The organism is Streptomyces sp. NPDC001020, from assembly GCF_053599115.1.
Map to the genome: position 1 here is coordinate 21,196 of NZ_JBSFLQ010000045.1, position 25,982 is coordinate 47,177.

Sequence of the window (25,982 nt, forward strand, 5' to 3'; positions counted from 1 at the left end):
GGTCTCTCGTCACATTCCTCGTCGGGGAGCGGTCTGGGCTCCCTGGCCGGCGCCCACCTGCCGCAGATAGGGGTTGGTGGCGCGCTCCTGGCCGATGGTCGTCTGGGGGCCGTGGCCCGACAGCACCACGGTCGAGTCGTCGAGTGGCAGGCACACGCGGGCCAGCGAGTCGAGCATCTCGGCCATGTCACCGCCGGGCAGGTCGGTACGTCCGATGGAGCCGGCGAACAGCAGGTCGCCCGAGAAGAACACCGACGGGATGTCCGCGGTCTCGGGCAGCCGGAAGGTCACCGACCCCTTGGTATGGCCGGGCGCGTGCGCGACGGACAGCTCCAGACCGGCCAGTTCCAGCTTCGTACCGTCGGACAGCTCCCTGACGTCGTCCGGCTCCCCCACTGTCAGCTCGCCCATCAACGGCATCCCGATGGAACGCCCGAGCGCCTTTTCCGGGTCGGTCATCATGTACCGGTCGCCGGGGTGGATCCACGCGGGCACGTCGTGTGCGCCGCACACCGGGACGACCGACGCCACATGATCGATGTGGCCATGAGTGAGGACGACCGCGACGGGCTTGAGCCGATGCTTCTTCAGCGCGTCCTCGACCCCCTGCGCGGCCTGGTGCCCAGGGTCGATGATCACGCACTCCTCACCCGCGGCGGGGGCGACCAGGTAACAATTCGTCCCCCAGGCCCCGGCGGGGAACCCGGCAATCAGCACGATCGTCCTTCTTCGTGTCGTACGGAAGTGGCTGGCTGTGGATCAGAGCCTACCGGCGCTGCCGTTTCCTCAGCGAACCCATATACGGTACGGGGCACACGCAGGCGGACGGCACACCTGACGCACGCGTACCGGTTGACGGACAAGACGCATGAGGAGACAACCCCGTGGTCAGCCAGGATCAGCGGCGACGACAGCTCGCCCGGGAGAAGTTCTTGCGGCAGCAGCAGCGGCGTACGGAGGCGCGACGCAAGGCACGCATGCGTAATTCCGTGATCGCGTCAGTCCTGGGCGTGGTCCTGGTGGGCAGCGTGGTGTCGTTTGCGACAGGCGTCTTCAAGAACGACGACAAGAAGGAGAACGCGGCCGCGGAGGTGACCCCGAGCGCCACGGCACCCAGCAAGGCACCGGACCCGTGCCAGAAGCCCGCCGCCGGCAAGGTCAAGCCGCTGAGCTGGAAGAAGGAGCCGGCGATGGCCATCGACAAGTCGGCGAAGTACACGATGAAGCTGGCGACCACCTGCGGTGAGATCGGCATCGCGATGAAGACGGCGGCGGCCCCGCACACCGTCAACTCGTTCGACTTCCTGACGAATCACGGCTTCTTCGATCACACCAAGTGCCACCGGCTCACCACCAACGGCATCTACGTGCTGCAGTGCGGTGACCCGAAGGGCATGGGCAACGGCGGTCCCGGCTACACCATTCCGGACGAGAACCTCAAGGACAAAAGCCTGAAGGGGAACGTATACCCGGCGGGTACGGTCGCCATGGCGAACACCGGGCAGAAGCACACCGGCGGCAGCCAGTTCTTCCTGGTGTACCAGGACAGTCAGTTGCCGCCCAACTACACACCGTTCGGGACCATTGACGCGGCAGGTCTGAAGGTGCTGAAGAAAATCGCCGCGGCGGGAGAGAGCACCGGCGCGGGTGACGGCGCACCGAACGCGACCGTGGTGATCAACAAGGCGACCATGACGAAATCCTGACCGCCAACTGCGAAACTTCGGTCGCGCGGGATGCGGACAGCCACCCCGCCGGTCGCCTATGTTGGCCGTGACGAAACTGTGGACGATGCCCGGGGGCGCACACCCCCACGGGCATCATGTGGAGGAGGCGCTGTGAGCAGCGACCCGTGGGGCCGCGTCGACGAGACGGGGACCGTGTACGTGCGGACAGCCGATGGCGAGCAGGTCGTCGGTTCCTGGCAGGCCGGCTCCCCCGAGGAGGCGTTGGCCTACTTCGAGCGCAAGTACGAGGGCCTGGTTGTCGAGATCGGCCTCCTCGAGCGGCGAGTGCAGACCACCGATCTGTCGGCGAAGGACGCCCATACCGCGATCGACCACCTGCGCGGGCAGGTCGACGCGCACCACGCGGTGGGCGACCTGGACGCGCTGCGGACCCGCTTGGCCAAGCTCGTGGAGACCGTCGAGGCGCGCCGTGAGGAGCGCAAGGCGCAGCGGGCCAAGCAGTCCGACGAGGCCCGGCACGCCAAGGAGGCGCTGGTCGCGGAGGCGGAGGAGTTGGCGCAGTCCGACCAGTGGCGGTCGGCCGGCGAGCGGCTGCGGGCGCTGGTGGACACCTGGAAGGGGCTGCCGCGTCTGGACCGCAAGTCGGACGACGATCTGTGGCACCGCTTCTCGCACGCCCGCTCGGCGTTCTCCAAGCGCCGTAAGGCGCACTTCGCGCAGTTGGACGCGCAGCGCGAGGACGCCCGCAAGATCAAGGAGAAGCTGGTCGCCGAGGCCGAGGCGCTGTCGAACTCGACGGACTGGGGTCCGACGGCGGCGCGCTATCGCGAGCTGATGGCCGACTGGAAGGCCGCGGGCCGCGCCCAGCGCGAGCACGAGGACGACCTGTGGAACCGGTTCCGCGGCGCCCAGGACGTGTTCTTCGCTGCACGCAGTTCGATCTTCGCGGAGCGTGACGCCGAGCAGGCCGAGAACCTCAAGCTGAAGGAGGAGCTGGCCGAGGAGGCGGAGAAGCTGCTGCCGATCACGGATCTGAAGGCCGCGCGGTCCGCCTTCCGCTCGATCAACGAGCGCTGGGAGGCCATCGGCCATGTCCCGCGTGATGCGCGCCCGAAGGTCGAGGGCCGGATGCACGCGGTCGAGCGGGCCATCCAGGAGTCCGAGGAAACGGAGTGGCGCCGCACGAACCCGGAGGCACGCGCGCGTGCCGCGGGCCTCACCGGCCAGCTGCAGGCGGCCGTGGACAAGTTGCAGGGCCAGATCGAGCAGGCACGGGCCGCGGGCAACACCGCGAAGGCGGAGAAGCTGGAGAAGGAGCTGCAGGGCCGTCAGGCGCTCCTGGACCAGGCACTGAAGGGTCTGCAGGAGTTCGGCGGCTGACACACCTCTCCCGTCGACTCCGACGAAGAGGGCTCCCGTACGCGGTGTACGGGAGCCCTTTTTCTGTAGGCGTTCGTTCGGGAACGGGCGGGGGTCAGGGCCTGCGGGCCGACGTCACGCGGTACACGTCGTACACGCCCTCGACGCCCCGGACCGCCTTCAGGACGTGGCCCAGGTGTTTCGGGTCGCCCATCTCGAAGGTGAAGCGGGAGGTTGCCACCCGGTCGCGGGATGTCTGGACCGCGGCCGAGAGGATGTTGACGTGCTGGTCGGACAGGACCCGGGTCACGTCCGAGAGAAGTCGCGACCGGTCCAGCGCCTCCACCTGGATCGCCACCAGGAAGACCGACGACTGCGTCGGGGCCCACTCCACCTCGAGGATGCGTTCCGGCTCGCGCGACAGCGACTCCACGTTGACGCAGTCGCTGCGGTGAACCGAGACACCGCTGCCGCGCGTGACGAAGCCGATGATGCGGTCGCCGGGAACGGGCGTACAACAGCGGGCCAGTTTGACCCAGACGTCGTCGACGCCCTTGACGACCACGCCGGGGTCCTCCCGGCGGCGCTTGCGGCCACGCCCGCGTGACGGCGGAACGGCCTCGTCGATCTCCTCGGTGGCGGCCTCCTCGCCACCGAGCGCCTGCACCAGCTTCTGCACGACGTTCTGCGCGACGACATGGCCCTCGCCGATCGCCGCGTACAGCGACGAGATGTCCGGGTAGCGCATCTCGTGGGCCAACGTCACGAGCGAGTCACCGGTGAGGATGCGCTGGATCGGCAGGTTCTGCTTGCGCATGGCCCGCGCGATGGAGTCCTTGCCCTGCTCGATCGCTTCGTCGCGCCGCTCCTTGGAGAACCAGGCCCGGATCTTGTTGCGGGCGCGCGGCGACTTCACGAAGCCGAGCCAGTCGCGGGAGGGGCCCGCGCCAGGCGCCTTGGAGGTGAAGACCTCCACCAGGTCGCCGTTGTCCAGGGTGGATTCCAGCGGGACCAGGCGGCCGTTGACCCTGGCCCCTATCGTCCGGTGGCCGACCTCCGTGTGGACCGCGTACGCGAAGTCCACCGGCGTGGCGCCGGCCGGCAGCGCTATGACGTCGCCCTTCGGCGTGAAGACGAAGACCTCGTTGCGGGACAGGTCGAAGCGCAGGGACTCCAGGAACTCGCCCGGGTCCTCGGTCTCCTTCTGCCAGTCGAGCAACTGGCGCAGCCACGCCATGTCGTTGACGGCGTCCTTGTCCTTGGCCGTCGAACGGGGCGCGTCCGTACGGACCTTGGAGGCACCCGCGACGGCCTCCTGCTTGTACTTCCAGTGCGCGGCGATGCCGTACTCGGCGCGACGGTGCATGTCGAACGTACGGATCTGAAGTTCGACGGGCTTGCCGTTGGGACCGATCACCGTCGTGTGCAGCGACTGGTACATGTTGAACTTGGGCATCGCGATGTAGTCCTTGAACCGCCCCGGAACCGGGTTCCAGCGGGCGTGGACCGTGCCCAGTGCCGCGTAGCAGTCGCGGACCGTGTCGACGAGGACGCGGATGCCGACCAGGTCGTAGATCTCCGCGAAGTCGCGACCGCGGACGATCATCTTCTGGTAGACGCTGTAGTAGTGCTTCGGGCGGCCGGTGACGGTCGCCTTGATGCGGGCGGCACGCAGGTCGGCCTGGACCTCGTCGGTCACTATGGCGAGGTACTCGTCGCGTTTGGGGGCACGCTCGGCGACCAGGCGGACGATCTCGTCGTACATCTTGGGGTAGAGGATCGCGAAGGCGAGGTCCTCCAGTTCCCACTTGATGGTGTTCATGCCCAGCCGGTGGGCGAGCGGCGCGTAGATCTCCAGGGTCTCGCGCGCCTTCTTCTCCTGCTTCTCGCGCTTGAGGTAGCGCATGGTGCGCATGTTGTGCAGGCGGTCGGCGAGCTTGATCACCAGGACGCGCGGGTCCTTGGCCATGGCGATGACCATCTTGCGCACGGTCTCTGCCTGCGCTGCCTCACCGAACTTGACCTTGTCCAGCTTGGTGACACCGTCGACGAGCAGGGCGACGGTGTCGCCGAAGTCGCGGCGCAACTGGTCGAGGCCGTACTCGGTGTCCTCGACGGTGTCGTGCAGCAGGCCCGCCATCAGGGTGGCCGGGTCCATGCCCAGCTCGGCGAGGATCGTGGTGACCGCGAGCGGGTGGGTGATGTACGGGTCGCCGCTCTTGCGCTTCTGGCCGCGGTGCCAGCGTTCGGCCACCTGGTAGGCGCGCTCTACCTGACGGAGCGTCGCCGCGTCGATCTTCGGGTCGTTGCCGCGCACTATGCGCAACAGCGGCTCCAGCACCGGGTTGTACGGGTTGGCGCGCTGCACGCCGAGGCGGGCGAGGCGGGCGCGAACACGGTTGGAGGAACCGGCGCGGGCGGGTGCGGCCGGAGTCGGGCGGACCGCCAGGGAGCGCTCGGCAGGGGCCGCCTTGGGGCGCGACGGCTCGGCCGTCTGCTCGCCCGACGTGGACTGGGCGCGCTCGACCGGCCCGTGCGGTGCGTTCTTCGCGCTGCGCGCGGGCGTGCCCGCCGCTTTGGGCCCCGGGTCGGGCTTGGCGGCTGTGGGCGTCCCCAGGCGTTCGGCTCTGGGAGACAGTGGCTGGGCCTCGTCTGGCAAGAGGGCTCCTCATGCGCGATCCGGGTCCCCGGTCAGGCTCCGGAGACCCTATGGTAGCGATCCCGGGCTCCGGGCTCGCCCCCAGGCCGTGGAGACGGCCTTCCACTGGTGAAACGTCTGAGGCGGGCGCCGGATTCCTCCGGGCCCGCCTCGCGGCGTCCTGCGGCTTTCCCCAGGCGTGCGCGGGGGTGTGCCGCCAGGGTCTCAGACCTGCAGCAGCGACTTCAGCGGAGCGCCGTCCAGGGCGGGCTCCAGACGGCCACGCCCACCGAGGAAGCCCAGCTCCATCAGCACGGCCACACCCGCGACCTGAGCGCCCGCGCGACGAATGAGCTGGACGGAGGCCTCGGCGGTGCCGCCGGTGGCGAGCACATCGTCGATCACCATCACGCGGTCGGTGCTGGACAGGTCCTCGGCGTGCACCTCGATCTCGGCCGAACCGTACTCCAGGTCGTACGCCTGGCTGAGGGTGGCTCCGGGGAGCTTGCCCGCCTTGCGTACGGGGACGAAGCCCACGCCGGCGCGGACGGCGACCGGGGCGCCGAGAATGAAACCACGGGCCTCCAGGCCGACGATCTTCGTCGCACCATGCTCCACGACCAGCTGCGCCAGCGTGTCCGTGAGCGCGGTGAACGCCGCCGGGTCTGCCAGCAGCGGGGTGATGTCCTTGAACATCACGCCCGGCTCCGGGTAGTCGGCCACGTCACGAATGCGGCTGAGCAGGAGTTCCTTTATGTCGGTCATCGACGCTTTCCTGAGGGTCGGCCGCGCCCACGATTGCGGGCGGCGGGCTGGTTGCGCTGGCCGACGACCGCAGGTGCATCGTCCTGCGGCTCGTCGCCGATGAGCGGACCGCCGGCGGTCCGCGCCTCGACCAGCTCTTCCCCGGCCGCGGCCTGGGCGCGCTTGGCGAGAACGCGCTTCTTGAGGGCCTTCATCTGCGTCTCGCGCTCCTTGAGGTCGGCGACGAGCGGCGTGGCGATGAAGATCGACGAGTAGGCGCCGGCCGCGAGTCCGACGAACAGCGACAGCGAGATGTCGTTGAGCGTGCCGGCGCCGAGGACGCCGCCGCCGATGAACAGCAGGCCGGCGACCGGCAGCAGCGCCACCACGGTGGTGTTGATCGAACGGACCAGCGTGGCGTTGATCGAACGGTTGGCGACATCGCTGTAGGTCCAGCGGGTCTGCTTGGTGAGGTCCTTCGTCGATTCCTTGAGGCTGTCGAACACGACGACCGTGTCGTACAGCGAGTAACCGAGGATCGTCAGCAGACCGATGACCGTACCGGGCGTCACCTCGAAGCCGACGAGGGCGTAGACGCCGACCGTGATGGTGATGTCGTGGATCAGCGCGACCAGGGCCGCGACGGCCATGCGCCACTCGAAGGCGATCGCCAGGTAGATCACCACGAGCACCATGAAGATCGCCAGACCCTGCCAGGCCTTGTTGGCGATCTGCTCGCCCCAGCTGGGGCCCACCAGGTCGGCGTTGATCTTCTCCGAGTCGACCTTCAGGTCCTTGGCGAGGTCCGCCTTGATGTGGTCGGACTTGGAGGTGTCGATCCCGGCGATCTGGATGCGCAGACCGCCCGTGCCGAGCTTCTGTACGACCGCCTCGTGACCGGAGGAGTCCTGGGCGTACTCCTCGGCCTGCGCCACGGAGACGCTGGTCTTCGGGGTGGTGAAGACGGCACCGCCCTGGAACTCGATACCCATGTTCAGGCCCCGCACCGTCAGGCCGAGAATGGCCGTGATGGTGATCAGGATCGAGATTCCGTACCAGATCTTGCGGTTACGGACGAAGTCGTAACCGATTTCGCCTCGGTGGAGCCTGGCGCCGAGGTTGCCGAGCTTCGACATCTCTCACGCCTCCTTCGGGTCGACGGGGGCGGAGGGACGACGGGTGCGCCGCAGGGGCGGCTTGGCACCGAGGCGCTTGGGGTCGAGGCCGGACCAGCTGTGGCCCTGCGCGAAGAACTTCCGGCGGGCGAGGATCGTCATCAGCGGCTTGGTGAACAGGAAGACGACCACCACGTCGAAGACCGTGGTCAGACCGAGGGTGAACGCGAAGCCCTGGACCTTGCCGACCGTGACGACGAACAGCACCGCGGCGGCCAGGAACGACACGAAGTCGGAGACCAGGATGGTGCGCCGGGCACGCGGCCAGGCCCGCTCGACGGAAGGCCGCAGCGAGCGGCCTTCGCGGATCTCGTCCCTTATACGTTCGAAGAACACGATGAACGAGTCCGCCGTGATGCCGATCGCGACGATGGCGCCGCAGACCGCCGGCAGGTTCAGCGCGAAGCCGATGGTCGGGCCGAGCAGGGACATGATCACGTAGGTCAGGGCGGCGGAGACCAGCAGCGAGGCGATCGCGATCAGCGACAGACCCCGGTAGTAGACCACCAGGTAGATGATGACCAGGGCGAGGCCGATCGCGCCGGCGATCAGACCGGCGTTCAGCTGCTCGCCGCCGAGTGCGGCGGTGACGGTGGTGACGCTCTGCTCCTCGAAGGAGAGCGGGAGCGCGCCGTACGACAGGACGTTCGCCAGGTTCTTCGCCTCGGTCTGGTCGAAGCTGCCGCTGATCTCGGCGCTGCCGCCGGTCAGCGCCTGGCGGACGTACGGGTCGGAGACGACCTCGCCGTCGAGGACGATGGCGAACTGGTTCTGCGGCGACTGCTGCTGCGCCAGCTTGCCGGTGATCGTCGCGAACTTCTTGGTCCCCGCGGACGTGAAGTCCATGTTGACCTTCCAGCCGCCGCCCTGGGTGTCGAAGACCGCCTGGGACTTCTTCACATCCGTGCCGGCGAGCTCGGCCGGGCCGAGGACGTACTTCTGCCACTGCTTCCGCGCGTCCTGGCCGCAGGCCAGGGTGGGCTCGGTGGGCTTGGCGCCCAAACCGGCCTTGGCGCGGACGGCCGGGTTGGTGCAGTCCAGCTTGGCGTACTGCTCCTGGAGCTTGCTGATGCTGTCGGAGCCGCCCGCCGACGGGGAGGCGCTGGGGGAGGTGGAGGCCTTGGCGCTCGGGGAGGAGGACGCCGAGTGCGACGCGGACGGCGAGGCCGTGCTGTCGGCCTTCAGCGCGTCGGTGACCGCCCGGCCCTGCGAGGTGGCCTTGGCCGACGGGGTCCCGGAGCTGGAGGACGTCGCGGAGCTGGACGGGGACGCGGTGCCGGTGGGCTTGTTCGCGGGACTGCCGGAGGCGCTCGGCGTCGGGTTGGCCGAGGTGGGCGGAGTGGCGACCTCGGTGGCCAGGACGGGGCGGAAGTACAGCTTGGCCGTGGTGCCGACCTGTTCCCGGGCCTGCTGGGAGTTCGTGCCCTTGGGAATGTTGACGATGATGTTGCGATCGCCCTGGGTCTGGACCTCCGCCTCGGAGACGCCCAGACCGTTGACGCGGCGCTCCATGATGTCGACCGCGGTGTCCAGGTTCGTCTTGTTGATCGCCGATTCCTGGCCGCTCTTCGCCTTGAGCGTGATGCTCGTGCCACCGGCGAGGTCGATGCCGAGACGCGGGGTGGTATGCCCGGAGGCGAACATTCCTCCGGTGAGCGCCACGATGGCGATCAGGATGAGGGCCAGCGAGCGCCCCGGCTTGCCCTGAGCGCCCGCGCTCCGGCCCTTCTTCGGTGCTGCCACCTTCTCGTACTCCCTCTCGAGCCGCCCGGCGCCTAGGGGGCGCCGGGCGGCCATGACATGGTGTAGGGACTCGGTGCGAGAACGACACGTCCCGGGAGTTCGGCGCGAGCGGATCGCGCCGTGCTCCCGGGGCGTGACTACTTCGCGTCGGACTCGCCGTCGGTCTTCTTGGGCTCCGCTGCGTCGGCCTTCGCGTCGTCCGCGTCCTTCTTACCCAGGTCGACGGTGTTGTCACCAGAAGCAGCGTCGGCAGGCTCGTCGCTCTCGGTGAGGGAGGACACGTCGTCCGGCACCACGGTGCCGTCGGCCTTCAGGTCGTGCTCGATGCCGTGAACGATGCGGTTGTACTCGTCGTCGGTGAGAACGGCGCCGATCGAGTTCTTCGCGAAGAGCAGCTCAACGCCGGGGCCCGCGTCAAGGAGGACCGTGTCGTCATTGACCTCCTTGACCGTCGCGTACATGCCCCCGATGGTGCGAACGCCGCTGCCAGGCTGCATCTCATTGCGCATCTGCACGGCCTGCTGCTGCTTCTTCTTGGCCGAGCGGGTCATCAGGAACATGGCCCCGATGATCACGATGAACGGGAGGAGGGTCATGATATTCACGGGACGGAATTTCCTTAGCACGACCGCCCGATCGGCGGCCTGGTGGATGGGGGTGGGCGGCGCCGCCCACAAGGGCGGCATCGGCGGAGTCTAAGCGAGTCCGCACGCAAGGAACAACGCTCAGCATGGCACCCAGGTTCCTGACCATGCGAGTCCCGCGCCGTCACGCCCCGAACAGGTTCTCTTGTCCGTTTCCCCCGTTCGCCCCGCGTGGCGCGGTGAGACCGAGGTGGGTCCAGGCGGCCGGGGTCCCCACGCGTCCCCGCGGGGTACGGGCGAGCAGTCCCTCCCGTACGAGGAACGGCTCGGCGACCTCCTCGACGGTCTCGCGCTCCTCCCCCACCGCGACGGCCAGCGTGGACAGACCGACGGGGCCGCCGCCGAAGAGCTTGAGCAGTGCCTCCAGAACGGCGCGGTCGAGGCGGTCGAGACCGCGGGAGTCGACCTCGTAGACGGACAGGGCGGCCGCCGCGATGTCCTTCGTGATCACGCCGTCGGCCTTGACCTGTGCGTAGTCCCGTACTCGGCGCAGCAGCCGGTTGGCGATACGGGGCGTGCCCCGGGAGCGGCCGGCGATCTCGGCGGCGCCGGCGGCGTCGATCTCGACATCGAGCAGGTGCGCCGAGCGGTGGATGACGCGCTCCAGTTCGGCGGGCTCGTAGAACTCCATGTGCGCGGTGAAGCCGAAGCGGTCGCGCAACGGAGGCGGTAGCAGGCCCGCGCGCGTGGTGGCGCCGACCAGGGTGAACGGCGGCAGTTCGAGGGGAATGGCGGTGGCGCCGGGGCCCTTGCCGACGATGACATCGACGCGGAAGTCCTCCATCGCCATGTAGAGCATCTCCTCGGCGGGCCGGGACATGCGGTGGATCTCGTCCAGGAAGAGGACCTCGCCCTCCTGGAGGGAGGAGAGGATCGCCGCGAGGTCGCCCGCGTGCTGGATGGCCGGGCCGCTGGTGATGCGGATGGGGGCGCCCATCTCGGCGGCGATGATCATCGAAAGAGTGGTCTTGCCGAGCCCGGGGGCGCCGGACAGCAGCACGTGATCGGCCGTGGCGCCGCGCGCCCGAGCCGCGCGCAGCACAAGGTCGAGCTGCTCACGGACCTTCTCCTGGCCGATGAACTCGTCCAGGTCCTTGGGACGCAGGGCGGCCTCGACGGCCTGATCCTCACGGTCGGCGGCAGAGCCGACCAGCCGCTCCGCCGTGGGATCGGCGAGCCGATCGGAGGCGGCGGTGTCGGCGGTATCGTCCCAGTTCATTGCGTGTGCCTCAGGGGTCGCGGTGGGTTCGGTCTACGAGGGGCCCCGGTGGGAAGGCCATCTCGGGGCGCTTGCCGGGCTCTGGGGGCGCCGCCCGGTCAGCGTGTTCTGTTCAGCGTCCGCAGGGCCGCCTTGAGAAGGGTGCCCACCTGGGGCGTGCCCGCGGCGGCCTCGGCTTGCGGGGTGACCGCCGCGACGGCCTCCTCCGCCTCACGGGTGGCGTACCCGAGGCCGATCAGGGCGGCGTGCAACTGATCGCGCCAGCCGGAGGTGACCGGAGTGCCGACGGCGGGAGCGCCGACCGGTTCGCCGAGGCGGTCCTTCAGCTCCAGGAGCAGCTTCTGGGCCCCCTTCTTGCCGATGCCGGGGACAGCGGTGAGTGCCTTCTCGTCACCGCTCGCCACGGCACGGCGCAGGGCATCCGGACTGTGCACGGCCAGCATCGACTGGGCCAGGCGCGGACCGACGCCACTCGCGGTCTGCAGCAGCTCGAACACCTGACGTTCGTCGTCGTCCGCGAAGCCGTACAAGGTGAGCGAGTCCTCGCGGACGACCAGGGATGTGGCGAGCTTCGCCGGCTGGCCGGTCCGCAGCCCCGAGAGCGTGTTCGGCGTGCACTGGACGGCGATGCCGATGCCGCCCACCTCGACCACCGCGGAGTCCGGGGCGAGGGCGGCGACCGGGCCGCTGACGAAGGCGATCATGCGGAACGGCCTTTCGATGTGTGCAGGGCGACGGCCTGCTGGAGTCGGTTCTGGGCGGGTGCGCGCCAGATGTGGCAGATGGCGAGGGCGAGGGCGTCAGCGGCGTCGGCGGGTCTGGGTGGCGCGTCGAGCCGGAGCAGCCGGGTGACCATGGCGCCGACCTGGGCCTTGTCGGCGCGGCCCGTGCCGGTGACGGCGGCCTTGACCTCGCTGGGCGTGTGCAGGGCGACGGGGATGCTGCGGCGGGCCGCGCAGAGCATGGCGATGGCACTGGCCTGGGCGGTGCCCATCACCGTGCGCACGTTGTGCTGACTGAACACCCGTTCCACGGCGACGTATTCGGGCTGGTGTTCGTCCAGCCACCGTTCGATGCCCTGCTCGACGGCGACGAGGCGGTCGGCGAGCTGCGCGTCCGCGGGCGTACGGACGACGCCGACGCCGAGCATGGTCAGCGGCCGCCCGGGGACGCCCTCGACCACGCCGACCCCGCAGCGCGTCAGCCCCGGGTCCACCCCCAGTACGCGCACCAGCGCCCCTCCTTCGATCGCCCCCGGCTGCCGCCGGGCCGTACCCCCAGTTCGTGCAGGCTATCGGGTACCACTGACAACGACCGGCAAAGCGACGGGCCGACGGGTGTGTCCCGTCGGCCCGTGCAAGCCCAGCGGCGGCGTTACGCCCCGACCTGCTCCATGATCTCGTCACTGACGTCGAAGTTGGCGAAGACGTTCTGCACGTCGTCGCTGTCCTCCAGCGCGTCGATCAGCTTGAAGATCTTCTTGGCGCCCTCCTCGTCCAGCTCGACCTGCATGGTCGGGACGAAGTTGGCCTCGGCGGAGTCGTAGTCGATCCCGGCCTCCTGGAGCGCGCTGCGGACCGCGACCAGGTCGGTGGCCTCGCTGAGCACCTCGAAGGACTCACCGAGGTCGTTGACCTCCTCGGCACCCGCGTCGAGCACGGCACCCAGAACGTCGTCCTCGGTCAGCTCACCCTTGGGGACGATCACCACGCCCTTGCGGTTGAACAGGTACGAGACCGAACCCGGGTCGGCCATGGAGCCGCCGTTGCGGGTCATGGCGACGCGAACGTCGGAGGCGGCACGGTTGCGGTTGTCGGTGAGGCACTCGATGAGCACCGCGACACCGTTCGGACCGTAACCCTCGTACATGATCGTCTCGTAGTCCGCGCCACCGGCCTCCAGGCCCGCGCCGCGCTTGATCGCCGAGTCGATGTTCTTGTTCGGGACCGACTGCTTCTTCGCCTTCTGCACGGCGTCGTACAGCGTCGGGTTGCCGTCCACGTCGGCGCCGCCCATGCGGGCCGCGACCTCGACGTTCTTGATCAGCTTCGCGAAGAGCTTGCCGCGCTTGGCGTCGATGACGGCCTTCTTGTGCTTCGTCGTAGCCCATTTAGAGTGGCCGGACATCTGCCTGTCTCCTTCGCGTAACCCATCCTGTACAAACTCCCCCAGACCTCAAGTGTCCGGGGACCCCCGGAGATCCTACAAGGACTCCGGTGTCCGCCTGGTGCGCACCATGTCGACGAACAGCGCGTGCACGCGGTGGTCGCCGGTCAGTTCCGGGTGGAACGACGTGGCGAGCGCGTTGCCCTGGCGTACGGCGACGATGTGACCGCCGTGCTCGGCGAGCACCTCGGCCTCGGCGCCCACGGACTCGACCCAGGGGGCGCGGATGAAGACTCCCTCTACCGGATCGCCCTCGACCCCCTTGACGTCGACCGCCGCCTCGAAGGACTCGTTCTGCCGTCCGAAGGCGTTGCGGCGCACGATCATGTCGATGCCGCCGATGGTCTCCTGACCCGAACGCGGGTCGAGGATCTTGTCCGCGAGCATGATCATGCCCGCGCAGGTGCCGTAGACGGGCATGCCGTCCCGCACGCGCGCGCGGAGGGGTTCCATCACTCCGAAGAGAACGGCCAGTTTGGAGATGGTGGTGGACTCGCCGCCGGGGATGACGAGGCCGTCGACCTCGGCGAGTTCTTCGGGGCGCCGCACCGGCCTGGCCACGGCATCGGCCGCGGCCAGGGCGATGAGGTGCTCCCGTACGTCGCCCTGGAGTGCCAGGACGCCTACGACGGGTGCGTCAGTCATGTACGTGTTGTCCTGTGCGTCGTGTCGGCCGCGTCACCAGCCGCGGTTGGCGTAGCGCTCGGTCTCGGGGAGCGTGTCGCAGTTGATGCCGACCATGGCCTCGCCCAGATTGCGGGACGCGTCAGCGATGATCTTGGGGTCGTCGTAGAAGGTGGTCGCCTTCACGATGGCGGCGGCGCGCTTGGCGGGGTCGCCGGACTTGAAGATGCCGGAGCCGACGAAGACGCCCTCGGCGCCGAGCTGACGCATCAGGGCGGCGTCGGCCGGGGTGGCCACGCCACCGGCGGAGAACAGCACGACCGGAAGCTTGCCCAGCTCGGCGACCTCCTTGACCAGCTCGTACGGGGCACGCAGTTCCTTGGCGGCGGCGTACAGCTCGTGGTTGTCGAAGCCGCGCAGCTTGGCGATCTCGTTCTTGATCTGGCGCAGGTGGCGGACGGCCTCGACGACGTTGCCGGTGCCGGCCTCGCCCTTGGAGCGGATCATGGCGGCACCCTCGGCGATGCGGCGCAGGGCCTCGCCCAGGTTGGTGGCGCCACAGACGAAGGGGGTGGTGAAGGCCCACTTGTCGGAGTGGTTGACCTCGTCGGCCGGGGTGAGAACCTCGGACTCGTCGATGTAGTCGACACCGAGGGACTGGAGGACCTGGGCCTCGACGAAGTGGCCGATCCGCGACTTCGCCATCACGGGGATGGACACGGCGTCGATGATGCCCTCGATCATGTCTGGGTCGGACATGCGGGCCACTCCGCCGTCCTTGCGGATGTCGGCCGGGACCCGCTCCAGGGCCATGACGGCGACGGCGCCCGCGTCCTCGGCGATCTTCGCCTGCTCCGGCGTGACGACGTCCATGATCACGCCGCCCTTGAGCTGCTCGGCCATGCCGCGCTTGACGCGGGCGGTGCCGGTCTCGGGGGTCTGGGGGGTGGAGAGCGCGCTGGACACGAGTTTCGACCTCACTCTGGAGAAGAGGAATTTCTGCTGGACCGAGGAAACGGGAGGTCGGCGGGCCACAGCAAGGGCCAATAAGGAGCCGGTGGATCGTTTTGCCCGGGAGCCGGGGGTACGGCCGGTTGGTCCCGGTACGCCGTGTGCGGCCCGTCGAGGGTTTCCGGGGGTGTACGCGGGCGATCTTGACAACGCGTCCGGAGTCGGGGCGGCGGGAGGCTCCGGAGAGACGCCAGGCCGTCAGGCCGTGGGACGGTCCGTGAGTGCCGCCGGTGGTTCGTCGTCCATTTCGAAGGCCAACGGGAAGGGGGCATGGCCTGCGAGACGGAACCAGCGCACCTTGCGGTGGCGCCGCAGTGCCCGTGCCGCCCGCACCGCATCGTTGTGGAACCGCCGGGCCATCGGCACCCTGCGGACAGCCTCGGTCAGCTCACCCTCCGCCGCCTCGCCACCAGGAGCCTCCCGCACCGCCTCCACCTGTTCCGCCTCCGCGAAGACGGCCCGCAGCGCCTGGCTCAGCTCGCTCTCGGCGACCTCCCGCTGGTCCTCCTCCGCCTGCCGGGCCGCGTGCGCTGCCTCGTACAGGACGATCGACGCGGCCGGGTCGAGCACCCCCGAGGTCGCCAGCTCCTGGGTGACCGAGGCCCGCCGCACCAACTGCGCGTCGAGCGCGGCGCGCGCCGCGTCGATCCGGGCGTGCAGCCGGTCGAGGCGCCCCGCTGTCCAGCTCAGGTAGAGGCCGATCACGACGAGGGCGGCAAGGATCCAGATCAGGGTTGCGGTCACGGGCGGCAAGGCTACCGGGCCGCCGCCCGGCCCCCTCGGGGTCCCGCGCTCGGCCGCGGCTGCCCTGCTGGTGGTGGGGCCATCGCCACGGCCGCGTCACCGCAGCCGACAGCCAGCGCCCCCTGGCCGCGAGCATCAGTGCCCCGGCGGAGCACCGTGCCGGCGACCCCTTCAGCGCCCGCCGAGCCGCCCGCGGCCGGGCTCGACCCGAACACATCAAGACCCGACAGCGGCTGACAACGGTCAGCGGCCCGGCTTCAGCCGCGCGCCAGGCCGAAGCGCGCCCGCAGCCCGGTTCGTTCGTCCGTAGCGACCGCGGCCGTCCCGTCCGTCACCGTCTCGTAGACCGACAGGATGTCCGCACCGACCCTCGACCAGTCGAAGCGCCGGACATGGGCGCTGCCACGCGCACGCAGTACGGCCCGCCGCTCCGGGTCCCCGAGCAGCCGCAGGGCCGCGTCGGCGAGCGCGTCGGCGTCCTCGTTGGCGAACAGCTCGCCGGCCGCTCCCTGATCGAGAACCTGGGCGAAGGCGTCCAGGTCGGAGGCGAGCACAGGCGCCCCGGCCGACATCGCCTCGACCAGGATTATCCCAAAGCTCTCGCCACCGGTGTTGGGCGCCACGTACAGGTCGACGCTCCGCAGGAGGCGCGCCTTGTCCTCGTCACTGATCATGCCGAGGAACTCCACCCGCGAGCGCAGTTCGGCGGGGAGCGTCTCCACCGCCTCCTCCGCGTCCCCGCGCCCGGCGACCAGCAGCCGGGTCTGCGGACGGGCGGCCAGGATCTTCGGCAGTGCCTTCATCAGGACGGGCAGGCCTTTGCGGGGCTCGTCGATGCGCCCGATGAAGCCGATCGTCTCGCCCTCGCGTGGCCCGCAACCCTCAACGGAGCCTCGCTCCCCTTCCGATCGAGAACCGCCGCCCGATTGCCACTCAGGCTTGGGCTCGGCCTTCGCGAAGAAGTCGACGTCCACTCCGTTCGGGATCACCACCGCGTCGCCGCCCAGGTGTTCGACGAGCGTACGCCGCGCGTACTCACTGACCGCGATGCGCGCGCTGATCTTCTCCAGGGCCGCCTGGAGAATCGCGTACGCGGCGATCATCGCCCGCGACCGCGGGTTCGAGGTGTGGAAGGTCGCCACGATCGGACCCTGCGCCGCCCAGCAGGCCAGAAGGCCCAGCGAGGGCGAGGTCGGCTCATGGATGTGGATCACGTCGAATGCGCCGTCGTGCAGCCAGCGCCGCACACGGGCGGCGCTCAGGAAGCCGAAGTTCAGACGGGCCACCGAGCCGTTGTACGGCACTGGTACCGCGCGGCCCGCCGAGACCACGTACGGCGGCAGGGGGGTGTCGTCGTCCGCGGGGGCGAGGACCGACACCTCGTGGCCGAGGCGGATGAAGTACTCGGCGAGATCTCGGATGTGGAATTGGACACCGCCCGGCACGTCCCACGAGTAGGGGCAGACGATGCCGATCCTCACGGGGTCCCCTTCCCAGGGTCCTTGCTGGGATCCAGGTCGGCGAGCCACAACCGCTGCAGCATGTGCCAGTCCTCCGGATGTTCGGCGATCCCCGTGGCGAAGGCGTCGGCCAACGCCTGTGTCATGACAGACGTCTTCTCGGCCCGGGTACCTGTCTCCGGTACCTCGATCGGGGGATGCACGCGCCCCTGCATGACGGTCGAGTCGTCGTACCAGAGTGTCACCGGCAGCAGCAGCGCGCCCGTCTGCTGGGCGAGCAGTGCAGGTCCCGCGGGCATCCGGGCCGTCTCGCCGAAGAAGGTGACCTCGACGCCCGAGGCGGACAGGTCACGGTCGGCCACCAGGCAGACCAGCCCCCCGTCGCGGAGCCGCCGGGCCAGGGTGCCGAACGCGGAGCCGCCGCTGTGCGGCAGCACCTCCATGCCCAGGCCCTCGCGGTAGGCGACGAACCGGTCGTAGAGGGTCTCAGGCTTGAGCCGCTCGGCGACCGTGGTGAACGGCGTCCCCAGCTTGGTGGTGACCCAGGCGCCGGCCAGGTCGTAGTTGGCCATGTGGGGCAGTGCGAGGACGACGCCCTTGCCGGCGGCCAGTCCGTCGGTCAGGTGGTGCAGGTCCTTGGGGTCGAAGCCGCTCCGAATGCGCTCCGGGCTCCACACGGGAAGCCGGAAGGACTCCATCCAGTAGCGCAGGTACGAGCGCATGCCCGCCCGGGTGAGTTCGGCAAGCCGCTCCGCTGTCACGCCGGGCAGCACGCGCGCGTAGTTGCTTGCGAGCCGCCGCACCCCCTTGCCGCGCTGCTTCCAGGCGATGTCGGCGATGGTCCGGCCCAGCCGGGTGGCGACCGGCTCAGGCAGCGTCCTGACCGTGCTCCAGCCGAGGCCGTAGAGCCCGTCCGCCAGCCGTTCCTGGAGTCTGGTCACGTCGCCGCCCCGCTCTCCCGCCCGCCGCTCACGTCGCCGCCCCGCTCCCGTGCGAGGCGTTGTCGTTCTTGAGCGCGGCCGCCGCGTCCGCCTCGGCGGATTCCCTGCGTACCGTGACCACTCGCTGGACCAGCGTGACCATGCTGCCGACGGCGACGATCCACAGGGCGATCGGCAGCAGCACCTGGATGCCCGGCACACCGAACTTGTGGAGACCTGCGAAACCGGCCGCGACCAGTGAGATCACCAGGCGTTCGGCACGCTCCACCAGCCCGTTGACCGCGACGGGCAGGCCGATCGACTCGCCGCGGGCCTTGGTGTACGACACCACCTGACCGCTGGCCAGGCAGAAGATCGAAACCGCGCACAGCATGTTGTCGTCGCCCTTGCCCGCGTACCACAGGGCGAAGCCGCCGAAGATCGCGCCGTCGGCGACCCGGTCGAGCGTGGAGTCCAGGAAGGCGCCCCAGCGGCTGGAGCGGCCCAGCTGGCGGGCCATGTTGCCGTCGACGAGGTCAGAGAACACGAACAGCGTGATGACGACCGTGCCCCAGAAGAACTCGCCCCGGGGGTAGAAGACCAGCGCGCCCGCGATCACGCCGGCGGTGCCGATCAGCGTGACCGTGTCAGGGCTGACGCCCCGGCGGATCAAAAACGCGGCGAACGGTGTGAGGACACGCGTGAAAAATGCACGCGCGTACTTGTTCAGCATGGCCTTCCCGACGGTCGGTGAGCCGCGCGTCCCCTGGTGGCCGCCCGGCTGGCCCATCGTAGCCACGCGCGCGGGTGTGCGACGGCCGGGCACCCGGACCCCCTGGTCACTGCACGACAGCGGCCGACGGAGCACTGCCGGGCGACGGGATCGCGTCCCTCGTATGGACGCACCATGCCCTGAGTGCGAAGCTCGAAGACACCGCGGGCGTCATCGGAGCCGCCATCGCACGCGGATCCGCGTGTCCGCGCCCACAGTGACCTCACCGTGCACGGGAGGCAAGGCCATGGGCGACAAGGCGCACACACACCCTGGAGCCGCCGGCAGGGCAACGGCGGCCGACCACCCCGCGTCCGTACGGAATGTGGTGCTGGTCGGCCACAGCGGATCGGGCAAGACGACTCTGGTGGAGGCTCTCGCGCTGACCGCGGGAGCTGTGAACCGGGCGGGCCGTGTGGAGGACGGCGGCACCGTCTCGGACTACGACGAGATCGAGCACCGGCAACAACGCTCGGTGCAGCTCTCCCTGGTTCCCGTCCAACAGGACGGGATCAAGATCAATCTTCTGGACACTCCTGGATACGCCGACTTCGTCGGGGAGCTACGGGCCGGTCTGCGGGCGGCGGACGCGGCCCTCTTCGTCGTCTCGGCCTCGGACGGCGTGGACGGATCGACACGCATGGTGTGGGACGAGTGCGCGGCCGTCGGCATGCCGCGCGCCATTGTGATCACGCACCTGGAGGCCGCCCGGTCCGACTTCGAGGAGATGACCCGGGTCTGCGCGGAGGCGTTCGGCGCCGACGACCCCGACGCCGTGCTGCCGCTGTACCTGCCGCTGCACGGCTCGCAGGGTCCCGACGGGCACGCGCCCGTCACCGGGCTGGTCGGACTGCTGTCGCAGAAGCTGTTCGACTACTCGTCCGGCGAGCGCAAGGAGTCCGAGCCGGGGCCCGACCAACTGCCGCTGCTCGAGGAGGCGCGCAACCGGCTCATCGAGGGGATCATCGCGGAGAGCGAGGACGAGACCCTCATGGACCGCTATCTGGGCGGCGAGGAGATCGACGTCGGCACGCTCGTCCAGGACCTGGAGCGGGCCGTCGCCCGCGGGACCTTCTTCCCTGTCCTGGCCGCCGCACCCGCCGCCGAGGGCGCCCGCCAGGGCCTGGGCACGGTCGAGGTGCTGGAACTGGTCACCGGCGGCTTCCCGACCCCGCTGGAACGGGAGGCGCCCGCGGTCTCCACGCCGGACGGCAAGCCCCGCGACCTCAGGCCGTGCGATCCGGCCGGTCCCCTGGTGGCGGAGGTCGTGAAGACGGCGTCCGACCCGTATGTGGGCCGCGTCTCGCTGGTCCGCGTGTTCTCGGGCACCCTGCGCCCCGACGAGACGGTCCATGTGTCCGGGCACGGGCTGACCGACCGCGGGCACGAGGACCACGACGTCGACGAGCGCATCGGCGCCCTGTCCGCGCCGTTCGGCAAACAGCAGCGCCCCCTGGCGCACTGCATCGCGGGCGATCTGGCGTGCGTGGCCAAGCTGAACCGGGCCGAGACCGGCGACACCCTCTCGGCCAAGGACGACCCGCTGCTCATGGAACCCTGGGACATGCCCGACCCGCTGCTGCCGCTCGCCATCCAGGCGCACAGCAAGGCGGACGAGGACAAGCTCAGCCAGGGGCTCGCGCGGCTGGTCGCCGAGGACCCGACCATGCGGCTCGAACAGAACCAGGACACCCATCAGGTGGTGCTGTGGTGTCTGGGCGAGGCCCATGCGGACGTCGTTCTGGAGCGCCTGCGCAGCCGGTACGGCGTCCAGGTCGACGTCATCCCGCACAAGGTCTCCCTCAGGGAGACGTTCGCGGACAGGTCGGCCGGGCGCGGCCGGCACGTCAAGCAGTCCGGTGGACACGGCCAGTACGCGATCTGCGAGATCGAGGTCGAGCCGCTGCCCGGCGGCTCCGGCATCGAGTTCGTGGACAAGGTGGTCGGCGGGTCCGTGCCCCGGCAGTTCATCCCCTCCGTCGAGAAGGGAGTGCGTGCCCAGGCCGCCAAGGGCGTGGCCGCCGGCCATCCCCTCGTCGATGTCCGGGTGACGCTCCTCGACGGCAAGGCGCACTCCGTTGACTCCTCCGACGCCGCCTTCCAGACGGCGGGCGCGCTCGCCCTGCGCGAGGCAGCGGGCAGCGCCACGATCCACCTCCTGGAACCGGTCGCCGAGGTGACGGTGCTCGTCGGCGACGACTACGTCGGCGCCGTGATGAGCGACCTGTCCGGGCGGCGCGGCCGGGTGCTGGGCACCGAGCAGGCGGTCGGTGGACGAACCCTCGTACGGGCCGAGGTACCGGAGATCGAGATCGGCCGGTATGCGATCGACCTCCGCTCCCTCTCGCACGGCACCGCGCGCTTCAGCCGCTCCTACGCGCGGCACGAGCCGATGCCTCCGCAGCTCGCGGAGAAGGTTCGCGAACAGGAGCGGGACGCCCGGTAGTTGGACTCCCGCTCCAGACCTGTCCCGTCGGCGGACGGCTTCTGCGCCGTCCGCCGACGAATGTGGGCGCCTGCGGATACGCTGATCACCTGATCACGTCGAGACGCGATCGGCGCGATGACCTGTTCAACAGGTGTGCGGAGCAAGGAAGTCGGGAAAGCCGCAGGAGCGGGTTGGGCGGCGATGGGGGCGGCAGTGACGGATGGATTCGATTTCAGCCCCGGGGCACAGGTGCCCCTCTTGGGCTCCGCGGGCGAGACAGCGGCGACCTTCGCTCTGGCCTCGGCGGCCTACCGGGACGCGAAGGTCGAGAAGATCCTCGACGCCGACAACGAGTGGCACCAGTCGAAGGTCAACCCCGGCCGCTCATGGGCGAAGATCTTCCGGCCGAACCTCGGCGAGGCCTTCTCGCTGGCCGTGCGGGATCGCATGCTGGGTGCCGGACGCAAGCCGCTCATCCAGTCCTTCGGTACCGATCCACAGGCAGTCGTGGAGCACTGCCTGGCCGCCCACCACATCCGCCGTGACCGTGACAACTGGCTCTCGGCGGTGACGGTGCTGTGCGGTGTGCTCTTCCTGCCGGGGATGCTGGCGTGGCTGCTGGTCTTCCAGCTCCGCGCCGTCATCGCCAAGCGCGACGACAAGCGCACCTCCGCGATCGGTACCACGCTGCTGCTGGCCGTGGGTGCCGTCGCCGTGATCTTCCTGATCCGCTTGCCGTTCGACGGCTTCTTGGCGTGGTACACACGCGCGGCGGTCGTCATGCCGGTGATCGGCTGGTTCTGGGCGAAGCAGCTCTGCGAGCGGACGGCGAAGGACCTGCGTGAGCGCTGGGGCAGTCTGCTCTCGGGCGGCGGCGTCGGCGCGAAGATCCCCGAGGCGGTGCCCGGCAGCCCGGGCGAGAGCGCCGCCGAGCGGCTTCGCCAGGCACTCGCCCGGCTCAGCGCCGAGCAGCAGTCCAACACCGTCTTCTACGCCGGGCCCAAGGGCATACTCGGCATGGGTACGCGCTGGGGCAGTTGGCAGCTCGCCGAGGATCTGGTGCCCCGCGATCCGGGCAAGGAGATCCACCCCTTCCGTAGCTGGGACGTGATCAAGGCCATCCATGACCAGCTGAACATGCTGGAGCGCGGTCCGCTGAACACCGGTGGTTTCCCGAAACCCTCGATCCGGCACTGGATCGTCAACCCGATCGGGGAGAAGGCAGACGCGGTGTCCCGTCCGGAGGGCACGGACGTGGACGCGTACCAGGTCAAGACCCACGCCATACAGGACATCTGCAACAAGCAGCAGTTCGGCAGCGGTGAGCGGCACTATCTGGGGGTTCAGTGGACCCTGTGGGACGGTCAACTGATCATCACCATGATGATCACAGTGACGGTGCTGCATGAGACGCTGCGCATCGAGGTCACCGGGCACGCCTTGGGGCCCGTGAACGCGCTGTTCACCAGCAAGCCCGAGGCGCCGACCAAGAAGGTGCAGAAGTCGGTCAAGTTCTGGGAGACCCGCGAGGTGAAGCTCCCGCTGGTCGACGCGGACGAGGTGGTACGGCTTGCGGTCCGCGCCCCTCTCACCTGGTACCCGCCGCTGCTGAACTGGCTCGGCGGCTCACTGACCCTGCCCGAGCCGTTCGGGTTGCGTCACGCCTGGGCGGACCAGCCGTGGCGGCACCGCTTCATGGCGGACGATGCGCTGCGTGCGGCCACGCCGGTGCTGAGGGTGGTGCACGCGGCAGCGATCCGGGTGCTGGAGGAGAACGGCGTGGACACGGAGAAGTTCGGCTCGCGGTCGTCGATCCTGAGCAACATGGTGCAGGAAGTGGCGCCGCGGAAAGCCGACGTGTACGACGCGTAGGGGCTCGGGCAGGAGCCCCGGGCTCGCGCCGCGCTCTTCGTCGGGCCGGGGCGCGGAGTCACTCCGAGGGCCAGGCCTCCGCCAGCATCTTCCTCGTGTCGGCCAGCAGCTGCGGCAGCACCTTCGTGTGGCCCACCACCGGCATGAAGTTCGTGTCGCCGCCCCACCGCGGGACGATGTGCTGGTGCAGATGGGCGGCGATGCCCGCGCCGGCGACCGAGCCCTGGTTCATGCCGATGTTGAAGCCGTGGGCACCGGAGGCCGCACGCAGGGCGGTCATCGCCTGCTTGGTCAGCTCGGCAAGTTCTGCGGTCTCCGGCCCGGTCAGGTCCGTGTAGTCGGCGACGTGGCGGTAGGGCACGACCATGAGGTGGCCGCCGTTGTACGGGTAGAGGTTGAGGACCGCGTAGACCTGCGCGCCACGCTTGACGATCAGCCCGTCCTCGTCGGACTTGGCGGGAATCGAGCAGAACGGGCAGCCGTCGCCGGCCCCGGGACCGGTCGGCTTGTTCTCGCCCTGGATGTACGCCATCCGGTGGGGCGTCCACAGGCGCTGGAACGCGTCCTGCGTCCCCACTCCGATCTGCTGCTCCGGCTCACTCGTCATGCAGTGCAGCATATGGCTTCGTCCGTTCGTGGCGTGTCGGCGGGGGCTCGGGCAGAGGGCGGTCCGGGCGGTGGCAGGGGACGGCAGGTGCCGGTGACTTCCGACACGACCGAGGGGCCCCGGGGACCTGTACGTCCCCCGGAGCCCCTCGTCACGTCCGCGTTGTCAGACCTGGGTCCGCTCCTCGACGACCTTCATGATCTTCGCGATGGCCTCGTCGAACGGGATGCCGTTCTCCTGCGAGCCGTCCCGGAAGCGGAACGACACAGATCCGGCCGACATGTCCTCGTCGCCCGCGATGACCATGAAGGGCACCTTCTGCTTCTGGGCGTTGCGGATCTTCTTCTGCATGCGGTCCGAGGAGGAGTCGACCTCGACACGCAGGCCCTTCTTCTTGGCCGCCGCGGCGAACTTCTCCAGGTACTCGACGTGTGCGTCGCCGATCGGGATGCCGACGGCCTGCACCGGGGCCAGCCACGCCGGGAAGGCGCCCGCGTAGTGCTCCAGGAGCACCGCGAAGAAGCGCTCGATCGAACCGAAGAGGGCTCGGTGGATCATGACCGGGCGCTGCTTGGCACCGTCCGGGCCGGTGTACTCGAGGTCGAAGCGCTCGGGCAGGTTGAAGTCCAGCTGGACCGTCGACATCTGCCAGGTACGGCCGATCGCGTCCTTCGCCTGGACCGAGATCTTCGGGCCGTAGAAGGCCGCGCCACCCGGGTCGGGAACCAGCGGGAGGCCCTGCTTCTCTGCGACCTGGCGCAGCGTCTCGGTGGCCTCCTCCCAGGCCTCGTCCGAGCCGACGAACTTCTCCGGGTCCTTGGTGGACAGCTCCAGATAGAAGTCCGTGAGGCCGTAGTCGCGCAGCAGGTTCAGCACGAAGGTGAGCGTCTTGTCGAGCTCGTCGGCCATCTGCTCGCGCGTGCAGTAGATGTGCGCGTCGTCCTGGGTGAAGCCACGGGCGCGGGTCAGGCCGTGCACGACGCCCGACTTCTCGTACCGGTACACGGTCCCGAACTCGAACAGGCGCAGCGGCAGCTCACGGTACGAGCGGCCACGCGCGTCGAAGATCAGGTTGTGCATCGGGCAGTTCATGGGCTTGAGGTAGTAGTCCACGCCCTCGTCGAGCTGCATCGGCGGGTACATGCCGTCGGCGTACCAGTCCAGGTGGCCCGAGGTCTCGAAGAGCTTCCCCTTCGTCGCGTGCGGGGTGTAGACGAACTCGTAGCCCTCTTCCTCGTGGCGTCGCCGCGAGTAGTCCTCCATGACCCGACGGATGATGCCGCCCTTGGGGTGGAAGACCGCGAGGCCGGAGCCGATCTGCTCCGGGATCGAGAAGAGGTCCAGCTCGGAGCCGAGCTTGCGGTGGTCACGCTTCTCCGCCTCGGCGAGGAAGTCCAGGTGCGCCTTCAGCTCGTCCTTGGACGGCCAGGCGGTGCCGTAGATGCGCTGGAGCATGGGGTTCTTCTCGCTGCCGCGCCAGTAGGCGGCCGCGTTGCGCATCAGCTTGAACGCCGGGATGTTCCGGGTGGTGGGCAGGTGGGGACCGCGGCAGAGGTCCTTCCAGCACAGCTCGCCGGTCTTGGCGTCCAGGTTGTCGTAGATCGTCAGCTCGCCTGCGCCGACCTCCACGTCCGCGCCGTCGTCGCTGGAGGCCGCGCCCTTGAGGCCGATCAGCTCCAGCTTGTACGGCTCCTCGGCCAGTTCCTCGCGGGCGGCCTCGTCGGTGACGACGCGGCGCGCGAAGCGCTGGCCGCGCTTCTGGATCTCCTGCATCTTCTTCTCGATGGCCTTGAGATCCTCGGGCGTGAACGGCTTCTCGACGTCGAAGTCGTAGTAGAAGCCGTCCCTGACCGGCGGGCCGATGCCCAGCTTGGCCTCGGGGAAGAGCTCCTGCACGGCCTGCGCCATCACGTGCGCGGTGGAGTGGCGCAGGATGTTCAGGCCGTCCTCGGACGAGATCTCGACAGCCTCGACGGTCTCGCCGTCCTTGATCTCGTACGCGAGGTCCTTCAGCTCGCCGGCCACCCGCGCGGCGATGATCGAGCGCTCGCCGGCGAAGAGGTCGGCCGCCGTAGTGCCCGTCGTCACCACGCGTTCTTCCCGCTCGGAATCGCGTTGGATGATCACACGGACGTCTGACACCGGTCTCTCCTGACTACTGGCGGATG

Annotated in this window: 22 protein-coding genes; 4 read left to right on the top strand and 18 right to left on the bottom strand. The window is 69.4% G+C overall.

All coding sequences use genetic code 11. The annotated features are described in order from the left end of the window. Positions 1–9: 9 nt before the first annotated feature. Positions 10–717, bottom strand: coding sequence for an MBL fold metallo-hydrolase (locus tag ACWDEX_RS31585; RefSeq protein ID WP_450467892.1), 708 nt, complete (start codon positions 715–717; stop codon positions 10–12). A gap of 167 nt (positions 718–884) precedes the next feature. Between ACWDEX_RS31585 and ACWDEX_RS31590 the strand changes: the two genes are divergently transcribed. Together ACWDEX_RS31590 and ACWDEX_RS31595 are read left to right on the top strand one after the other, a co-directional pair. Beyond that, entirely contained in the window at positions 885–1,706 is an 822-nt protein-coding gene (locus tag ACWDEX_RS31590) for a peptidylprolyl isomerase (protein ID WP_450467893.1), read from the top strand. A 132-nt stretch (positions 1,707–1,838) separates the two neighbouring features. Continuing rightward, positions 1,839–3,068: a DUF349 domain-containing protein gene (locus ACWDEX_RS31595; protein WP_450467894.1), complete on the top strand. Its 1,230-nt coding sequence runs from the start codon at positions 1,839–1,841 to the stop codon at positions 3,066–3,068. Between the two features lie 94 nt (positions 3,069–3,162). Here the strand turns inward: ACWDEX_RS31595 and ACWDEX_RS31600 are convergent, their stop codons facing one another. From ACWDEX_RS31600 to pgsA, 15 genes are all read right to left on the bottom strand, one after another. After that, complete coding sequence (locus ACWDEX_RS31600) at positions 3,163–5,706, bottom strand: RelA/SpoT family protein (protein ID WP_450467895.1); 2,544 nt, start codon at positions 5,704–5,706, stop codon at positions 3,163–3,165. Between the two features lie 204 nt (positions 5,707–5,910). Beyond that, positions 5,911–6,450: an adenine phosphoribosyltransferase gene (locus ACWDEX_RS31605; protein ID WP_450467896.1), complete on the bottom strand. Its 540-nt coding sequence runs from the start codon at positions 6,448–6,450 to the stop codon at positions 5,911–5,913. Continuing rightward, the gene (gene secF, locus ACWDEX_RS31610) at positions 6,447–7,565 is read right to left on the bottom strand and encodes a protein translocase subunit SecF (protein ID WP_450467897.1); all 1,119 of its coding nucleotides are present in this window, start codon (positions 7,563–7,565) and stop codon (positions 6,447–6,449) included. The genes ACWDEX_RS31605 and secF overlap by 4 nt, the downstream gene beginning before the upstream one ends. Positions 7,566–7,568: 3 nt before the next feature. Continuing rightward, positions 7,569–9,347, bottom strand: a complete 1,779-nt coding sequence (gene secD / locus ACWDEX_RS31615; RefSeq protein ID WP_450467898.1) for a protein translocase subunit SecD — start codon at positions 9,345–9,347, stop codon at positions 7,569–7,571. A 137-nt stretch (positions 9,348–9,484) separates the two neighbouring features. Then, the gene (gene yajC / locus ACWDEX_RS31620; RefSeq protein ID WP_450467899.1) at positions 9,485–9,952 is read right to left on the bottom strand and encodes a preprotein translocase subunit YajC; all 468 of its coding nucleotides are present in this window, start codon (positions 9,950–9,952) and stop codon (positions 9,485–9,487) included. A gap of 163 nt (positions 9,953–10,115) precedes the next feature. Next, positions 10,116–11,210: a Holliday junction branch migration DNA helicase RuvB gene (gene ruvB, locus ACWDEX_RS31625; RefSeq protein WP_450467900.1), complete on the bottom strand. Its 1,095-nt coding sequence runs from the start codon at positions 11,208–11,210 to the stop codon at positions 10,116–10,118. Between the two features lie 98 nt (positions 11,211–11,308). Then, a complete protein-coding gene (ruvA, locus tag ACWDEX_RS31630; protein ID WP_450467901.1) occupies positions 11,309–11,914 on the bottom strand; it encodes a Holliday junction branch migration protein RuvA in 606 nt (201 codons plus the stop codon). After that, a complete protein-coding gene (gene ruvC, locus ACWDEX_RS31635) occupies positions 11,911–12,441 on the bottom strand; it encodes a crossover junction endodeoxyribonuclease RuvC (RefSeq protein WP_450467902.1) in 531 nt (176 codons plus the stop codon). The genes ruvA and ruvC overlap by 4 nt, the downstream gene beginning before the upstream one ends. Positions 12,442–12,584: 143 nt before the next feature. Further along, positions 12,585–13,337, bottom strand: coding sequence for a YebC/PmpR family DNA-binding transcriptional regulator (locus tag ACWDEX_RS31640; protein ID WP_450467903.1), 753 nt, complete (start codon positions 13,335–13,337; stop codon positions 12,585–12,587). 75 nt (positions 13,338–13,412) lie between these two features. Further along, positions 13,413–14,021: a pyridoxal 5'-phosphate synthase glutaminase subunit PdxT gene (gene pdxT, locus ACWDEX_RS31645; RefSeq protein WP_450467904.1), complete on the bottom strand. Its 609-nt coding sequence runs from the start codon at positions 14,019–14,021 to the stop codon at positions 13,413–13,415. 33 nt (positions 14,022–14,054) lie between these two features. Further along, the gene (gene pdxS, locus ACWDEX_RS31650) at positions 14,055–14,966 is read right to left on the bottom strand and encodes a pyridoxal 5'-phosphate synthase lyase subunit PdxS (RefSeq protein WP_450467905.1); all 912 of its coding nucleotides are present in this window, start codon (positions 14,964–14,966) and stop codon (positions 14,055–14,057) included. A gap of 243 nt (positions 14,967–15,209) precedes the next feature. Beyond that, positions 15,210–15,755: a hypothetical protein gene (locus ACWDEX_RS31655; RefSeq protein WP_450467906.1), complete on the bottom strand. Its 546-nt coding sequence runs from the start codon at positions 15,753–15,755 to the stop codon at positions 15,210–15,212. A 257-nt stretch (positions 15,756–16,012) separates the two neighbouring features. Then, entirely contained in the window at positions 16,013–17,236 is a 1,224-nt protein-coding gene (locus ACWDEX_RS31660) for a glycosyltransferase family 4 protein (RefSeq protein WP_450467907.1), read from the bottom strand. Further along, complete coding sequence (locus ACWDEX_RS31665; RefSeq protein ID WP_450467908.1) at positions 17,233–18,156, bottom strand: phosphatidylinositol mannoside acyltransferase; 924 nt, start codon at positions 18,154–18,156, stop codon at positions 17,233–17,235. Before ACWDEX_RS31665 ends, ACWDEX_RS31660 begins: the two co-directional genes overlap by 4 nt. Positions 18,157–18,184: 28 nt before the next feature. After that, positions 18,185–18,925: a phosphatidylinositol phosphate synthase gene (gene pgsA, locus ACWDEX_RS31670; RefSeq protein WP_450467919.1), complete on the bottom strand. Its 741-nt coding sequence runs from the start codon at positions 18,923–18,925 to the stop codon at positions 18,185–18,187. A 229-nt stretch (positions 18,926–19,154) separates the two neighbouring features. On the opposite strand from pgsA, the gene ACWDEX_RS31675 reads away from it, so the two are divergent. Both ACWDEX_RS31675 and ACWDEX_RS31680 read left to right on the top strand, forming a co-directional pair. Next, complete coding sequence (locus ACWDEX_RS31675; protein WP_450467909.1) at positions 19,155–21,353, top strand: elongation factor G-like protein EF-G2; 2,199 nt, start codon at positions 19,155–19,157, stop codon at positions 21,351–21,353. A gap of 183 nt (positions 21,354–21,536) precedes the next feature. Continuing rightward, positions 21,537–23,207 carry a hypothetical protein gene (locus ACWDEX_RS31680; RefSeq protein WP_450467910.1) on the top strand — a complete coding sequence of 557 codons (1,671 nt, stop codon included), beginning with the start codon at positions 21,537–21,539 and terminating at the stop codon, positions 23,205–23,207. A 58-nt stretch (positions 23,208–23,265) separates the two neighbouring features. Here ACWDEX_RS31680 and ACWDEX_RS31685 read toward each other — a convergent pair whose 3' ends face one another. Continuing rightward, positions 23,266–23,826, bottom strand: coding sequence for an HIT family protein (locus ACWDEX_RS31685; RefSeq protein WP_450467911.1), 561 nt, complete (start codon positions 23,824–23,826; stop codon positions 23,266–23,268). A gap of 153 nt (positions 23,827–23,979) precedes the next feature. Continuing rightward, a complete protein-coding gene (gene thrS, locus ACWDEX_RS31690; protein WP_450467912.1) occupies positions 23,980–25,956 on the bottom strand; it encodes a threonine--tRNA ligase in 1,977 nt (658 codons plus the stop codon). Between the last annotated feature and the right edge of the window lie 26 nt (positions 25,957–25,982).